The following is a 13,987-nucleotide window of genomic DNA, read 5'->3' as shown; positions in this document are numbered from 1 at the left end:
GATGGGCATCATCCGATGGTCGAAGTGTTTCACCGCCCGCAGGGCTCGCGTTGAGCTGTATCAAATCCGCGGCGAGGATTTTTTCGTGCGGCCGCCGGCCGCAGCTTTCTTTGCCAAGAATTAATCGTGCGGACGGGACGTCGTAAGGTGACGAGGACCATGTTGGGTGCAAGGCGACTTACCCAACATGGACATTTCGACATGATCGATCGCGTCAATTCCGACACCACCAAGACCCGCACAATCCTGAAGCCGCGCCGCCTCGCGCTGCTCGGCACCGCGGCTGCGCTCGGCGTGGCCGTGCTGGCGGCTTCGCCCGCTTCAACGCCGTTCGGCGTGTCCTCCCTGATTTCGCCCGCGCAGGCCGCTGAAAGCGCGACCACCCCGCCGGGCTTCGGCGACCTCGTCAGCAAGGTCAAGCCCGCCGTCATCTCGGTGCGGGTGAAGATCGACCAGGACAACGACAAGAGCGCAATGCTGCAACAGAACCGGATGGATCAGGACGAGGATTCTCCGTTCGACCAGTTTTCGCGGCAGTTCGGCTTCCGCTTTCCGGGTGGCATGAACGGCATGCCGCACCAGCGTCACCAGATGATCACGGGCGAGGGCTCCGGCTTCTTCATCTCCGCCGACGGCTATGCCGTGACCAACAATCACGTCGTCGACCACGCCGAGTCCGTGCGGGTGACGATGGACGACGGCACCATCTACACCGCGAAGGTCGTCGGCACCGATCCGAAGACCGACCTCGCGCTGATCAAGGTGGACGGCAAGAAGGACTTTCCGTTCGTGAAATTCTCGGACCAGAAGCCGCGGATCGGCGACTGGGTGGTCGCGGTCGGCAATCCCTTCGGCCTCGGCGGCACCGTGACCGCCGGCATCGTCTCGGCCAGCGGCCGCGACATCGGCAACGGTCCCTATGACGACTTCATCCAGATCGACGCGCCCATCAACAAGGGCAATTCCGGCGGTCCGGCCTTCGACATGAACGGCAATGTGATCGGCGTGAACACCGCGATCTACTCGCCGTCCGGCGGCTCGGTCGGCATCGGTTTCGACATTCCGTCCTCGACGGCCAAACTCGTCGTCGCGCAGCTGAAGGACAAGGGCACCGTCACCCGCGGCTGGCTCGGCGTGCAGGTGCAGCCGGTGACCGCCGAGATCGCCGACAGCCTCGGCCTCAAGGCGGCGCGCGGCGCGATCGTCGACAACCCGCAGGACGGCAGCCCGGCCGCGAAGGCCGGCATCGAGGCAGGCGACGTCATCACCGCCGTCAACGGCGCCGCGATCAAGGACTCCCGCGATCTCGCCCGCACCATCGCCGGATTGGCGCCGGGGTCGTCCGTGAAGCTCGACGTCGTCCACAAGGGCGACACCAAGACCGTGACGCTGGCGCTCGGCGAACTGCCGAACGAGCGGCAGGCCAAGGCTGACGATGGCAAGATGCAGCAGGGCCCCGGCACGCCGCGGCTCGGCCTCAGCCTGGCGCCGGCCGGCGACGTCGAGGGGGCAGGCCAGAAGGGCGTCGTCGTCACCGAGGTCGACCCGCAGGGGCCGGCGGCGCAGCGCGGCATCCAGACCGGTGACGTCATTCTCAATGTCGGGGGCAAGACCGTTGCCAATGTCGGCGACGTTCGTTCCGAACTGGCGCAGGCCAAATCGTCAGGCAAGAACAGCGTGTTGCTGCAGGTGAAGAACGCGGATGCGACCCGCTTCGTCGCGGTGCCGCTCGCCTGATCTCGTGGCCGTGACGGCAAATTCAAAAGGCGGCCTGCGGGCCGCCTTTTTCATGCGCACGAGCGACATACCCACAGGCGACCGATAACATTCTCGTTAACGGCAGGAATGATGACCGGTTCGTCCGAAAAAGCCGCGTTCGCTCGTCAGACTTCCGACTAGTGTGTTGTGCTTCGGCGGCAATGAAGCCACCCGAGGTGGATTGCAGGAGTGGAACTTCGGACGCCCGGCTGCCTTGTGGACCCGGCCGGTGGTTCGCATTTGATCGGTGCCGACATGGATCGATTGAAGCTCTCGCTGAAGCTTGCGCTGCTCGCGGCGCCGCTGGTGCTGTCGGCCGGAAGCGTCATGGGGCGCGATGACGGTCGTTTCGCCGACTCGCCGCTCAAACCGTGGTTCGACAGCCTGCGCAGCCAGATCGGCCCGTGCTGCTCCGATGCCGATGGTGTTGCCGTTGCCGATCCCGATTGGGACTCGCTCAACGGGCATTACCGGGTCCGTCTCGATGGAGAGTGGATCGAGGTGCCCGACGCAGCCGTGATCACCGAACCGAACCGCGCAGGCCGCACCATGGTCTGGCCGGTCAAGACGGTGTTCGGCGTTTCGATCCGCTGCTTCATGCCCGGCAGCATGATCTGACGCCGCTCGGCGTCACCGCGTGGCGGACTTGCGCTTCGAACTCTTCCTGCTCGTCTTCTTCTTTTTGGACGTTTTTCGCTTAGTCGCCCTCTTCGGCACCTTCTTGCCCTTCGCGCGCGCCTCCGACAGGCCGATCGCGATCGCCTGCTTGCGGCTCTTCACGCGTCCGCCGCGACCGCCGGGGCCGCTCTTCGCAGTGCCCTTCTTGTAGCGCCGCATCTCGCGCTCGACATCACTGCTGGCGCTGCGTGAGTAACGGCGCTTCTTCGCCTTGCGTGCCATCGATTCTCTCCGTTGGCTCTCGAAGAGAAACAGCAGTGCTGACGCTACGTTCCAAATGCGCGGCTGCGCGCCTCAGCAAAGCACCGGCCGGCGCGTCTTAGAACGAGTTTGCGAGTTCGATCTCGGCCTCGAGCACCTGGATCCGGCGCGCGGCTTCGGCAGAGGACAGACCGCGATCATATTGCGCAGGCTGGTAGGCCTCTTCGCTCAGCCGCTTCAGCCGCAGCCCCTGCGCCCGGGTCATCTGCTCCATGAGAAAAACCTTGGCATCGTATTTACCCTGAACCTGCATGTCCGCTCTCCCTCGCGATTTCATGGCTTGACTATATGTTCTTATTTTGTTCTAACAAGCCATGGACAACAGAATTAATGAAATTCGACGTAAAATCAGCGCCTTGAGGCTCGAGATGGCCGATGTCGAGGCGTCCGTGCGCGATTTCGTCAATCGCGACCGCGACTGCACCGAACGGGCCCAGGCGCAGATGGAGCTGCGCCGGAAAATCAATCTCCTGATCGGCGAATGGAAGGCCGCTGGCGGCGGCGAGGTGCTGCCCGACATCCGCGACCGGATGCGCCTCCGTCCGTTGAAAGGCGTAAGCAGACCGACGACGCGCTGCTGAGACAACCACGTAGCTGGCGTATGGAGGCAGACGGTGGAAGAAGACCCGGACGCCTACCGGATTCTGAAGCTGCGCGCCGAGATCCTCGAATTGGGCTCCGCCATCAGGCAGTTGCAGCGAGAGGGGCTCGACGATGCCGCAGCCCAGCTCCTGATTGTACGCAAGCGGGCACAGCTCGACCATCTCGTGAAGGCAAGCTCCGCAAGTCACCGCCTTGACGTCACCGACATCAGACGCAGCTAGAGCGGTGGCGCAACACGACACGCCGGAGCCCGTCAATGCCGGATGCCGAAATCACTGTTCTGCTGGAGGCGGTGCTCGACGATGTCCGCGCAGGCACACCCCCGTGGGACACGACGACGCGCGAACGCGTTGCCGTGAGATTGCGTGCCGTCGCGCGCGAGGATCATTGCTCTCTCGAGGATTTGGAGCGGGCCAGGCGAGACGCTCTGACCCGCGCACCGACCGCCATGTAGGTGGTGGTGAGGGAAAGAAGCCCCGCGTCGTCGCGGGGCTTCCTGTTACTGCGAGCGCGAGCTTACTTGCTCATTCCGTTCTGGGGCTTGGTCATGCTGCCGCCCTGATCGCTGCCGGGGCCGGCACCGCCCTGGCCGGACGCATCGGGCGGAACGGTCTTCTTCATGTTGGCGCCCGTCGTCGTCTGCGACATGGAAGCGTGATGCTTCTTGTGCGACTTGGCCTGCGCGGCAAACGGCGCGGCGGCGAGGCCGGTGGCCAGCATCACGGCGAGAGCGAGCTTGGTCGTCTTCATGCGAGGGAACTCCCTGAGTTGAATTGACGCAGGCAGCCAACCGCCATTTGTCGCGGGAGTTCCGAAGAAAGCGCCGCGTGCGTTTCACGCGCGCTTCAAGATTCCTTGTTCTCGTTGAGAATGAACACGACGCCTGTCAGCGCGGCACCGATGGCAAACGTCGTCACCATCGTGCCGACAAAGACGAAAGCCGCCGCACGGCCGCCATGGTTCAGCAGTTCTGCAACCGCAGGATTGGCCAGAATGAGCGCAAGCGTGAAGGCGAGACCGAAGGCAGCCCCCATCATCGCTTGCGTCATCAGCCTGATGGCGCCGGTGGGAGAGACCAGGCTTGGCGACTTCTCGGGTGACTTTTTCGCGCGCATGGAACTGCCGATCGATCTGGCATGCCAACGCTGGCCGCAATCGCGGGTTCCATCGCGCATGAAGGATTCGTCATGACCGCTTCATCCACCGTTCATGCCCACCTTGCGAGGATGAACGCCATGAACACGGGAACATCAGCTATGGGCAAGGTGGTCTTTCTCTATCGCTCGCTGGCCTACCGAAACGCCGCGGCCGACATGTTGCGCAAGGCACGCAAGCTGCCGCGCGGAGCGGAACGCAGTGCCGCTCGCCGCTACGCCACGGCGCTGCGCGATCTCGCGCAGACGGAAGCATGGCTCGAAGGGCGGGTCGCCGATGAATCGCGGCCGATGCCACGACTGAAAGTCGCCGCGTCGCGCTAGCCCGATGCGCGCTGGAGTTCGGGAGAGCTGCTGGCCTCGAACTTGTCCTGCGCAGCCGCCGTTGCCGGGCTCTTGCGCGTCAACGGCACCTCGAGACGGCAAAACAGGCCCTCTGAGCGCCAATCGAACTGCGCCTGTCCGCCGAGCTGGGACTCGACGCTGGCCAACAGGCTTCTCGTTCCGAAGCCGCGCGATTTCGGCGTCCTGACCAGCGGCCCGCCGGTCTCCTCCCACGTCAAGGTGAGAAGGTCGCTCTCGGCCTGCCAGCCGATCGCGAGGCGCCCCGACCGGGTCGACAGCGCGCCATACTTGGCCGAATTGGTGAAGAGCTCGTGCAGAGCCAGGGCCAGCGTCTGGGCCGTCGCCGGCAGCAACTGCACTTCGGGACCCGAAAGCTTGATCTGTCCGCCGAGCGAATAGGGCGCAAGCTCTTCGTCGATCAGCTTGGAGAGTTCGGCGCCCTGCCAGCTCGACAGCGACAGGATGGTGTGCACCCGCGCGAGCGCGTTGATGCGGCCCTCGACGGCCTTGACATAGGCTTTCATCTCGTCGGCGCGGGTGAGGCGCACGATCGACTGCGCCAGCGCCAGTGCGTTCTTGGCGCGGTGATCGACTTCACGTGCCAGCAGGTTCTGCCGCTCCTCGGCGCGCTTGCGTTCGGTGATGTCGACGGTGACGCCGCTCACCCGCACGACGCGACCGCTCGGGTTCACCGTTGCGGCTGCCGTGCCGACGCACCAGCGAATCTCGCCATCAGGCCGGCAGACACGAAACTCGCCCTCATAGGCGTGTGCGCCGGTGTCGAACGCGGCAATCGCCTGGCTGAATTGGTCGACGTCATCGGGGTGCAGCAGCGCCTGGATGTTGGCAGAGCTGACGTTGAAGGTTTCCGGCGTCACGCCGAAAATGCGGTACTGGCCTTCGTCCCACATCCAGTCGCCGTTGACCCAGTCCCAGTCCCAGGATCCCATCTTGCCGGCGGCGATTGCCATGCTGCGCCGCTCTTCGCTCTCGCGCAGCTTCGCAGTGGAGTTCTCGAGGTCGGCCGTGCGGGCACGAACGCGATCCTCGAGATCCTGGTTCAGCCGCTCGAGCTCGCGCGTCTTGCGATAGAGCTCGGCAAACACCTTGACCTTGGCGCGCAGCACTTCTGGCACGACGGGCACCGGCACGTAGTCGACCGCACCCATCTCGTAGCCGCGCAGGCGGTCGATGTCGCTGACTTGAATCGCCGAGATGAAGATCATCGCGGTCTTCTGGAACCGCGGGTGCTCGCGGATCATCGCCGCGAGCTCGAAGCCGTCGAGCTCGGGCATGCAGACGTCGACCAGGATCACCGCGATCTCGGTCTTGAGCAGCACCTCCAGCGCCTCGCGGCCGGACGAGGCGATCACGAGGTTCTCGCCGAGTTCCCTCAAGATCACCTCGTAGGCGAGCAGCTTGGCCGGCTGGTCGTCGACGAGGAGGATGTTGACCTTTTCGTGGTCCATTCTCGGATCCAGACTCAACGGTGCAGCCACATGCGGATCGCAAGCAGCAATTGATCGGTGTTGACGGGTTTGGCGAGATAATCGGAGGCGCCCGCCTCCAGGCATTTCTCGCGGTCGCCCTTCATCGCCTTCGCCGTCAGCGCGATGATCGGCAGGCGCAGGAAGGCCGGGTTCTCCCGGATCACGCCGATGGTCTGATAGCCATCCATCTGCGGCATCATGATGTCCATCAGCACGATGGCGATTTCCGGGTTGGATTCGACCAGCGTGACCGCCTCGCGGCCGGTGGTCGCGGTCAGCACCTTCATGCCGCGCCGTTCCAGAACGCTCGACAGCGCGAAGATGTTGCGGGCGTCGTCGTCGACCAGCAGGGCGGTCTTGCCGATCAGGTCCTCGTCGGAACTGTTCAGCTTCTCCAGCATGCGCTGCTTCTCGATCGGCAACTCGGTGATGACGCGATGCAGGAACAGCGCCGTCTCGTCGAGCAGACGCTCGGGCGATTCAACGCCCTTGACCACGATGCTGCGCGCCATGGTGTGGAGCTCGGCATCCTCTTCGGCCGAGAGCTCGCGGCCGGTGAACACCACCACCGGAACGTTGGACAGCGACTCGTCGCGGCGGATCTGGTCCAGCACCTCGAACCCGCTCATGTCGGGCAAGCGCAGATCGAGCACCACGCAGTCGCAGGGCGACTCGCGCAGCGTCGAGAGCGCGCCGGCGCCGGTGTCGGTGGTCACGATCTCGATGTCGTCGTGATGCAGCAGCTCGCGGATCGACATCTGTTCGGCCTCGTTGTCCTCGACGATCAGGAGCCGCTTGCGCCGCGGGCGCGCATATTCCTTGATTTGCGTCAGCGCGGCGGCAACGCCTTCGGTCGTCGTCGGCTTGTTGACGAAGGAGAAGGCGCCGCGGGCCAGCGCATGCTGGCGGTCCTCGTCGAGCGTGATGATCTGCACGGGGATGTGGCGCGTCAGCGGATTGTGCTTGAGCTGGCTCAGCACCGTCCAGCCGAGCATGTCGGGCAGGAACACGTCGAGCGACACGGCGCGCGGCTGATACTGTTTGGCAAGCTCCAGTGCCTCGGCGCCGCGCGCGGCGACCAGAACCTTGAAGCCCTTGTCGCGGGCGAGATCGACCAGGATGCGGGCATAGTGTGGATCGTCCTCGACGATCAGCAGGATGCTGTCGCCTGGCTCGAGATTGAGCCGGTCGTCGGGAAGCTGCTCGATGACGCGCTGCTGTTCCGGGGCGGCCGGCTGGAGCGCCGGCGGCTGGTTGTGTTGCTGCGCCGCCGGTGCTGCGCGCGGCGCCAGCGTCGGGCCGGAATATTTCAGCGGCAGATAGAGCGTGAAGCTCGAGCCCTTGCCGGGAGCGCTGCGCAGATGGATTTCGCCGCCGAGCAGGCTTGCAAGCTCGCGGCTGATCGCAAGGCCGAGGCCGGTGCCGCCATATTTGCGGCTGGTGCCGGCGTCGGCCTGCTGGAACGCCTCGAAGATCAGCTTCTGCTTTTCCGGGGGAATGCCGATACCGGTGTCGGAGACCTCGAAGGCGATCACGGCCGGCGCGGAGTTCAGCACCGGATGATCCGTGCCCCAGCCGCCGAGCGCACCGGCGACCTTCAGCCTCACTTCGCCTTCGGCGGTGAACTTGAAGGCGTTGGACAGCAGGTTCTTGAGCACCTGCTGCAGGCGCTTGGAGTCGGTGACGATGCTGCGGGCGAGGTTCGGATCGATATCGATCTTGAACGACAGGTTGCGGTTCTCGGCCTCGTGCCGGAACGGCCGCCCGACCGTTTCGAGCAGGTTCGCGGTCAGGATTTCCTCGGCGTCGACGGTCACCGTGCCGGACTCGATCTTGGAGAGATCGAGAATGTCGCTGATGAGGTTGAGCAGGTCGGTGCCGGCGCCGTGGATGGTGCGGGCGAATTCGACCTGTTTGGCGGACAGGTTGCCGTCCGGATTGTCGGTGAGCTGCTGTCCCAGGATCAGGATCGAGTTCAGCGGCGTGCGCAGCTCGTGGCTCATGTTGGCCAGGAATTCCGACTTGTACTTCGAGGTCAGCGCGAGCTCGGTCGCCTTTTCCTCGAGCGCGCGACGGGCCTGCTCGATTTCCTGGTTCTTGCGCTCGACTTCGACGTTGCGTTCGGCGAGCTGCTGGGCCTTCTGCTCGAGCTGGTCGTTGGTCTGCTGCAATTCGCGCTGCTGGGTCTGGAGCTCGCCGGCGAGCTGCTGCGACTGCTTGAGCAGGCCTTCGGTCTGCATCGTGGCTTCGATCGAATTGAGCACGATGCCGATGGAGTCGGTGAGCTGCTCCAGGAACGTCATCTGCGAGGTCGTGAACGTGGTGAGCGAAGCGAGCTCGATCACCGCCTTGACCTGGCCCTCGAACAGCACCGGCAGCACCACGAGGTTCTTCGGTGCGACGCGGAGCAGCGCCGAATTGATCGGCACCACGTCGGCGGGAATGTCGGAGACCACGCGCGGACGCCGGTCGACGGCGCACTGGCCGATCAGGCCGTCGCCAAATGGCAGTACGCGCTGATAGGGGTAGACGCCGTCGCCGGCGTAGGAGGCGAGCAACAGAAGCTGCGGATTGTCCTCGTTCTCGACCTGGTAGATCACGCCGGTATGGGCGTTCACCAGCGGCGACAATTCGGTGAGCAGCAACCGGCCGACGGTCGTCAGGTCGCGCTGGCCCTGAAGCATGTTGGTGAATTTGGCGAGGTTGGTCTTCAGCCAGTCCTGCTCGGTGTTCACGTCCGTCGTCAGGCGGAGATTCGTGATCATCGTGTTGATGTTGTCTTTCAGCTCGGCGAGTTCGCCGCGGGCATCGACCTGGATCGACGGGGTGAGGTCGCCCTTGGTCACGGCGGTCGCGACCTCGGCGATCGCGCGCACCTGGGAGGTGAGATTGGCCGCCAGCAGGTTGACGTTGCCGGTCAGGTCCTTCCAGGTGCCGGCGGCGCCGGGCACGTCGGCCTGGCCGCCCAGCCGTCCTTCGACGCCGACCTCGCGCGCCACCGACGACACCTGGTCGGCGAAGGTCGCGAGCGTCTCGGTCATGTTGTTGATGGTGTCGGCGAGCGCGGCAACCTCGCCCTTCGACTTCACCGTGAGATTTTGTTTCAAGTCACCGTTCGCAACTGCGGTCACCACCTTGACGATGCCGCGGACCTGCTCGGTGAGGTTCGCCGCCATGAAGTTGACGGTGTCGGTGAGGTCCTTCCAGGTGCCGGCGACGCCAGGCACTTGCGCCTGGCCGCCGAGCTCGCCCTCGGTGCCGACCTCGCGCGCCACGCGCGTCACTTCGCCGGCGAAGGCGTTGAGCTGGTCCACCATGGTGTTGATGGTGTTCTTGAGCTCGAGGATTTCGCCCTTCACGTCCACGGTGATCTTGCGGGACAAGTCGCCGCGCGCCACGGCGGTGGTGACTTCGGCGATGTTGCGGACCTGCGTGGTGAGGTTCGCGGCCAGCAGGTTGACGTTGTCGGTGAGATCCTTCCAGGTGCCGCCGACACCGGGCACGACGGCCTGGCCGCCGAGCCGGCCTTCGGTGCCGACCTCGCGCGCCACGCGCGTCACTTCGGCGGCGAAGGAGCGGAGCTGCTCGACCATCGTGTTCAGGGTGTCCTTGAGCAGCAGGATCTCGCCGCGCACGTCCACCGTGATCTTCTTCGACAGGTCGCCGCCGGCGATTGCGGTCGCAACCTCGGCGATGTTGCGGACCTGGGCCGTCAGGTTCGAGGCCATGAAGTTGACGTTGTCGGTGAGGTCCTTCCAGGTGCCGGCGACGCCGGACACTTCGGCCTGGCCGCCGAGCTTGCCTTCGGTGCCGACCTCGCGCGCGACGCGCGTGACTTCGCCGGCGAAGGCGTTGAGCTGATCCACCATGGTGTTGATGGTGTTCTTGAGCTCGAGGATTTCGCCCTTCACGTCCACGGTGATCTTGCGGGACAAATCGCCGCGCGCCACGGCGGTGGTCACTTCGGCGATGTTGCGGACCTGGGCGGTGAGGTTGCCGGCCATCGAGTTCACGGAGTCCGTCAAATCCTTCCAGGTGCCGGCGACGCCGGGCACGTTGGCCTGGCCGCCGAGGCGGCCTTCTGTGCCGACCTCGCGCGCGACGCGCGTCACCTCGCCCGCGAAGCGGTTGAGCTGGTCGACCATCGTGTTCAGCGTGTCCTTGAGCTGAAGGATCTCGCCGCGGACGTCCACCGTGATCTTGCGCGAGAGGTCGCCGCCGGCAATTGCGGTCGCGACCTCGGCGATGTTGCGGACCTGGGCGGTGAGGTTGCCCGCCATCGAGTTCACGGAGTCCGTCAAGTCCTTCCAGGTGCCGGCGACGCCCGGCACGCCGGCCTGGCCGCCGAGCTTGCCGTCGGTGCCGACCTCGCGCGCGACGCGGGTGACTTCACCGGCGAAGGCGTTGAGCTGGTCCACCATGGTGTTGAGCGTTTCCTTCAGCTGAAGGATCTCGCCCGACACGTTCACGGTGATCTTTTTCGACAGGTCGCCCTTGGCGACGGCGGTCGCGACTTCGGCGATGTTGCGGACCTGGCCGGTCAGGTTCGACGCCATCGAGTTGACCGAGTCGGTCAGGTCCTTCCAGGTGCCGCCGACGCCGCGCACGACGGCCTGGCCGCCGAGCTTGCCTTCGGTGCCGACCTCTCGCGCGACGCGCGTGACTTCGCCGGCGAAGGCGTTGAGCTGGTCCACCATGGTGTTGATGGTGTCTTTCAGCTCCAGAATTTCGCCGCGGACGTCCACGGTGATCTTCTTGGACAAGTCGCCGCCGGCGACCGCCGTCGTCACCTCGGCGATGTTGCGGACCTGCGCGGTCAGGTTCGACGCCATCGAGTTGACGCTTTCGGTGAGGTCCTTCCAGGTGCCGGCGACGCCGAGCACGTTGGCCTGGCCGCCGAGCCGTCCCTCGGTGCCGACCTCGCGGGCGACGCGCGTGACTTCGCCGGCAAAGGCGTTGAGCTGGTCCACCATGGTGTTGAGCGTTTCCTTCAGCTGAAGGATTTCGCCCGATACGTTCACCGTGATCTTCTTCGACAGGTCGCCGCCGGCGATGGCGGTGGCGACGTCGGCGATGTTGCGGACCTGCGCGGTCAGGTTCGACGCCATGAAGTTGACGTTGTCGGTGAGGTCCTTCCAGGTGCCGGCGACGCCGGGCACCTGCGCCTGGCCGCCGAGCTTGCCTTCGGTGCCGACCTCGCGCGCGACGCGGGTCACTTCGGACGCAAAGGAGTTGAGCTGGTCCACCATGGTGTTGATGGTGTCCTTCAGCTCCAGGATTTCGCCGCGCACGTCCACGGTGATCTTGCGCGAGAGGTCGCCGCGCGCCACGGCGGTCGTCACGTTGGCGATGTTGCGGACCTGCGCGGTGAGGTTGCCGCACATCGCGTTCACGGAGTCGGTCAGGTCCTTCCAGGTGCCGGCGACGCCGGGCACGATGGCCTGGCCGCCGAGCTTGCCGTCGGTGCCGACCTCGCGGGCCACGCGCGTCACTTCGGAGGCGAAGGAGCGCAGCTGGTCCACCATCGTGTTGATGGCTTCCTTGAGCTGAAGGATCTCGCCGCGGACGTCGACCGTGATCTTCTTGGACAAGTCGCCATTGGCGACTGCGATCGTCACTTCGGCGATGTTGCGAACCTGGTTGGTCAGGTTGTTCGCCATCGAGTTGACGCTCTCGGTCAGGTCCTTCCAGACGCCGGTCACCTCGGGCACCTGGGCCTGACCGCCGAGCTTGCCCTCGGTGCCGACCTCGCGGGCGACGCGAGTCACCTCGGAGGTGAACACGCCGAGCTGCTTGATCATCGTGTTGACGATCGTCGCCGATTGCAGGAATTCACCGCGGAGCGGGCGGCCCTCGACGTCGAGCTTGACGGTCTGGAGCAGGTCGCCCTGCGCCACGGCCGCCACTGCACGCGTCACCTCGCGCGTCGGCCAGAGCAGATCGTCGATCAGCGTGTTGACGGAGCCTTCCATGTCGGCCCAGGAGCCGCTGGCGAGGCCGAACTTCACGCGCTGGCGGGTCTTGCCCTCGCGTCCCACCACCTGGCCGACCAGCTCGAGCTGCTGCGCCATGCGCTGGTTGGCCGCGATGATTTCGTTGAAGGTGTCGGCAATCTTGCCGTCGATGCCGAGATAGTCGCCGCTCATGCGCACGGAGAAATCGCCGCTGCGCATGGCCTGGAGCGCGAGGAGCAGTTCCGCCCGGGAGTCCGGCTCCGATGTGCCGTTGGGTTTGGGTTTCGGGACGCGACGACCGGAGCGCGATGCTGTTCCGGGATCGAGGTCGCTCATACTAATTCCCCCGCAGGCGCCGGCCGAATCCAAGGCGTGACGCGTTTGGCCAAAATAGAGCGTCAGCCAAATTCGAAATCAAGCGTCAAGGTTGCGACGCGAGGGATTGGAACCTGCCGTGCTCAGCCCGGCCAAACTAACAGCGAAGATTGCCGAGAGTTCCAACCAATTGCGTAAAAATTCTTAGCCCTTAGCAGGGGCCTCCAGGTGTTCCAGTTTCGAAACTCGCGGCCTTCGACTTAGGAACGGCAGGACAGGCCCTGAGGTTGACCCGACAGCACAGGGAGAGCGCATATGAAAGCCGGACTGGCAATATTCATCGCCGCGTTGTTCGCCACGGGATCTGCGCTGGCACAGGCCGGCGCACCGAGCGGATGCGGGGCCGTCACCGGCGATCCCGCAGCGAGTTCGGCCACGTCCCATGCGGGTTCGCAGACCACGGGGACCGCCACCAAGTCGAACCCCAGCGGCAGTGGCACCTCGACCTCAGGCGGCAAGGATGCCAATGGCGATGCCGGCCGGGACAGGATGCCTGGCAGCGATCGCACCGTGCGTCCGATGAACCAGCAGCATCATCCGGAGGACAAGTAGCGCTGCTACTTGTCGGCCATGGTGCGTTCAGCGTCCTTCAACTGTGCGCGCAGCACCGGGAGGTGCTCGCGCGCGAAGGCCGCGAGAACGGGGTTGTCCGGCGTCTTCAGGTAGCGCTCGAGCAGGGTGATCGTGGATTCGTATTCCGGGATCTGGGCGGCGTAGAACGTTCTCACATAGGCCGGCCCCTCGGAATCGTCGGGCTTGGCGAGGCTGATGCCCGCTGATGTCGTCTTGCTGATGCGCGGCTCGGCGCCGATCGTGTCCTGGATCTGCTTCAGGGCCTTGTCGCGCTTTGCCGCCTCTTCGGCGCGCAGCGCGGCGAGGTTCTTGACCTCGGCATTGCCCTTCAAATCGGTGCTCTCCAGCAGGCCCTGCTGGAAGCGGCCGAAGGCGTAGAGGCCGCTGATGACATCGGTCGCGTCAGGCGCCCGATCGCCGCGCAATCGTTCGCCGGTGCTGTCGGCAAGCGCCGCAGTGCTGATGAAGGCCAGGACAATCGCGACAAATATCCTCATGAACCTCCAATGACCTGTAACGTGCAAAGTTCCGGCGAAGCGTTACCATCCCGTAAGGGCGGTTGCAGGCCGGAGGTTCCGTACCCAATTCTTGTTCATGAAACAGTCAGACATCTTCAGGGATAACGCCGAGAACTGCCTGCAACTGGCCGAGCGCTCGGAAGGGCAACCCGCTTATAATCGCTATTCACGCATGGCGGATGCCTGGACGGCCCTGGCGAAGGAGCAGGACTGGCTCGACGGCGAAGTCCCGCCCGTCAAGGACGGCGTCGTGCAAAGCCAGGGCGTCTGACCGCTCT

At 64.9% G+C, this 13,987-nt stretch carries 15 protein-coding genes; 8 read left to right on the top strand and 7 right to left on the bottom strand.

Features of this window, described 5'->3' with window-relative positions; translation table 11 throughout:
* The first annotated feature begins 201 nt into the window (after positions 1–201).
* Positions 202–1,737: a Do family serine endopeptidase gene (locus QY049_RS35940; RefSeq protein ID WP_258762759.1), complete on the top strand. Its 1,536-nt coding sequence runs from the start codon at positions 202–204 to the stop codon at positions 1,735–1,737.
* Between the two features lie 276 nt (positions 1,738–2,013).
* Complete coding sequence (locus tag QY049_RS35935) at positions 2,014–2,376, top strand: hypothetical protein (RefSeq protein WP_194482819.1); 363 nt, start codon at positions 2,014–2,016, stop codon at positions 2,374–2,376.
* Positions 2,377–2,388: 12 nt separating this feature from the next.
* On the opposite strand, the gene QY049_RS35930 is transcribed toward QY049_RS35935, so the two are convergent.
* Entirely contained in the window at positions 2,389–2,658 is a 270-nt protein-coding gene (locus QY049_RS35930; RefSeq protein WP_258762758.1) for a DUF6496 domain-containing protein, read from the bottom strand.
* 97 nt (positions 2,659–2,755) lie between these two features.
* The gene (locus QY049_RS35925) at positions 2,756–2,950 is read right to left on the bottom strand and encodes a DUF3072 domain-containing protein (RefSeq protein ID WP_194477218.1); all 195 of its coding nucleotides are present in this window, start codon (positions 2,948–2,950) and stop codon (positions 2,756–2,758) included.
* Between the two features lie 115 nt (positions 2,951–3,065).
* Between QY049_RS35925 and QY049_RS35920 the strand changes: the two genes are divergently transcribed.
* From QY049_RS35920 to QY049_RS35910, 3 genes are read left to right on the top strand one after another with little or no spacing between them, the layout of a single operon-like run.
* Positions 3,066–3,278, top strand: a complete 213-nt coding sequence (locus QY049_RS35920) for a hypothetical protein (RefSeq protein ID WP_258762757.1) — start codon at positions 3,066–3,068, stop codon at positions 3,276–3,278.
* 33 nt (positions 3,279–3,311) lie between these two features.
* On the top strand, positions 3,312–3,521 hold the full coding sequence (locus QY049_RS35915; protein ID WP_258762756.1) for a hypothetical protein: 210 nt from the start codon (positions 3,312–3,314) through the stop codon (positions 3,519–3,521).
* 35 nt (positions 3,522–3,556) lie between these two features.
* On the top strand, positions 3,557–3,754 hold the full coding sequence (locus QY049_RS35910) for a hypothetical protein (RefSeq protein WP_258762755.1): 198 nt from the start codon (positions 3,557–3,559) through the stop codon (positions 3,752–3,754).
* A gap of 62 nt (positions 3,755–3,816) precedes the next feature.
* Here the strand turns inward: QY049_RS35910 and QY049_RS35905 are convergent, their stop codons facing one another.
* Together QY049_RS35905 and QY049_RS35900 are read right to left on the bottom strand one after the other, a co-directional pair.
* Positions 3,817–4,050, bottom strand: coding sequence for a hypothetical protein (locus QY049_RS35905; protein ID WP_194477214.1), 234 nt, complete (start codon positions 4,048–4,050; stop codon positions 3,817–3,819).
* A 95-nt stretch (positions 4,051–4,145) separates the two neighbouring features.
* A complete protein-coding gene (locus QY049_RS35900) occupies positions 4,146–4,415 on the bottom strand; it encodes a hypothetical protein (protein WP_258762754.1) in 270 nt (89 codons plus the stop codon).
* Positions 4,416–4,436: 21 nt separating this feature from the next.
* Here QY049_RS35900 and QY049_RS35895 point away from each other — a divergent pair, with 21 nt between their 5' ends.
* Complete coding sequence (locus QY049_RS35895) at positions 4,437–4,778, top strand: hypothetical protein (RefSeq protein WP_258762753.1); 342 nt, start codon at positions 4,437–4,439, stop codon at positions 4,776–4,778.
* Here the strand turns inward: QY049_RS35895 and QY049_RS35890 are convergent.
* Positions 4,775–6,268, bottom strand: coding sequence for a sensor histidine kinase (locus QY049_RS35890; protein WP_301270494.1), 1,494 nt, complete (start codon positions 6,266–6,268; stop codon positions 4,775–4,777). The genes QY049_RS35895 and QY049_RS35890 overlap by 4 nt on opposite strands.
* 14 nt (positions 6,269–6,282) lie before the next feature.
* Positions 6,283–12,579: a HAMP domain-containing protein gene (locus QY049_RS35885; protein WP_258762751.1), complete on the bottom strand. Its 6,297-nt coding sequence runs from the start codon at positions 12,577–12,579 to the stop codon at positions 6,283–6,285.
* A 294-nt stretch (positions 12,580–12,873) separates the two neighbouring features.
* On the opposite strand from QY049_RS35885, the gene QY049_RS35880 reads away from it, so the two are divergent.
* The gene (locus tag QY049_RS35880) at positions 12,874–13,170 is read left to right on the top strand and encodes a hypothetical protein (protein WP_258762750.1); all 297 of its coding nucleotides are present in this window, start codon (positions 12,874–12,876) and stop codon (positions 13,168–13,170) included.
* Positions 13,171–13,175: 5 nt separating this feature from the next.
* Here QY049_RS35880 and QY049_RS35875 read toward each other — a convergent pair whose 3' ends face one another.
* The gene (locus tag QY049_RS35875) at positions 13,176–13,688 is read right to left on the bottom strand and encodes a DUF4142 domain-containing protein (RefSeq protein ID WP_258762749.1); all 513 of its coding nucleotides are present in this window, start codon (positions 13,686–13,688) and stop codon (positions 13,176–13,178) included.
* Positions 13,689–13,785: 97 nt separating this feature from the next.
* Between QY049_RS35875 and QY049_RS35870 the strand changes: the two genes are divergently transcribed.
* A complete protein-coding gene (locus tag QY049_RS35870; protein WP_194477208.1) occupies positions 13,786–13,980 on the top strand; it encodes a hypothetical protein in 195 nt (64 codons plus the stop codon).
* The last annotated feature ends 7 nt before the right edge of the window (positions 13,981–13,987 follow it).

The organism is Bradyrhizobium sp. WYCCWR 13022 (genome assembly GCF_030435535.1).
Taxonomy (GTDB): domain Bacteria; phylum Pseudomonadota; class Alphaproteobacteria; order Rhizobiales; family Xanthobacteraceae; genus Bradyrhizobium.
This window is presented reverse-complemented; position numbering and strand designations above follow the sequence as displayed.

Coding starts and splice junctions, on each gene's coding strand:
- QY049_RS35870 (WP_194477208.1), top strand. CDS start 13,786: ATGAAACAGTCAGACATCTTCAGGGATAACGCCGAGAACTGCCTGCAA.
- QY049_RS35890 (WP_301270494.1), bottom strand. CDS start 6,268: ATGGACCACGAAAAGGTCAACATCCTCCTCGTCGACGACCAGCCGGCC.
- QY049_RS35880 (WP_258762750.1), top strand. CDS start 12,874: ATGAAAGCCGGACTGGCAATATTCATCGCCGCGTTGTTCGCCACGGGA.
- QY049_RS35930 (WP_258762758.1), bottom strand. CDS start 2,658: ATGGCACGCAAGGCGAAGAAGCGCCGTTACTCACGCAGCGCCAGCAGT.
- QY049_RS35940 (WP_258762759.1), top strand. CDS start 202: ATGATCGATCGCGTCAATTCCGACACCACCAAGACCCGCACAATCCTG.
- QY049_RS35920 (WP_258762757.1), top strand. CDS start 3,066: ATGGCCGATGTCGAGGCGTCCGTGCGCGATTTCGTCAATCGCGACCGC.
- QY049_RS35895 (WP_258762753.1), top strand. CDS start 4,437: ATGCCAACGCTGGCCGCAATCGCGGGTTCCATCGCGCATGAAGGATTC.
- QY049_RS35900 (WP_258762754.1), bottom strand. CDS start 4,415: ATGCGCGCGAAAAAGTCACCCGAGAAGTCGCCAAGCCTGGTCTCTCCC.
- QY049_RS35935 (WP_194482819.1), top strand. CDS start 2,014: ATGGATCGATTGAAGCTCTCGCTGAAGCTTGCGCTGCTCGCGGCGCCG.
- QY049_RS35875 (WP_258762749.1), bottom strand. CDS start 13,688: ATGAGGATATTTGTCGCGATTGTCCTGGCCTTCATCAGCACTGCGGCG.
- QY049_RS35885 (WP_258762751.1), bottom strand. CDS start 12,579: ATGAGCGACCTCGATCCCGGAACAGCATCGCGCTCCGGTCGTCGCGTC.
- QY049_RS35905 (WP_194477214.1), bottom strand. CDS start 4,050: ATGAAGACGACCAAGCTCGCTCTCGCCGTGATGCTGGCCACCGGCCTC.
- QY049_RS35925 (WP_194477218.1), bottom strand. CDS start 2,950: ATGCAGGTTCAGGGTAAATACGATGCCAAGGTTTTTCTCATGGAGCAG.
- QY049_RS35910 (WP_258762755.1), top strand. CDS start 3,557: ATGCCGGATGCCGAAATCACTGTTCTGCTGGAGGCGGTGCTCGACGAT.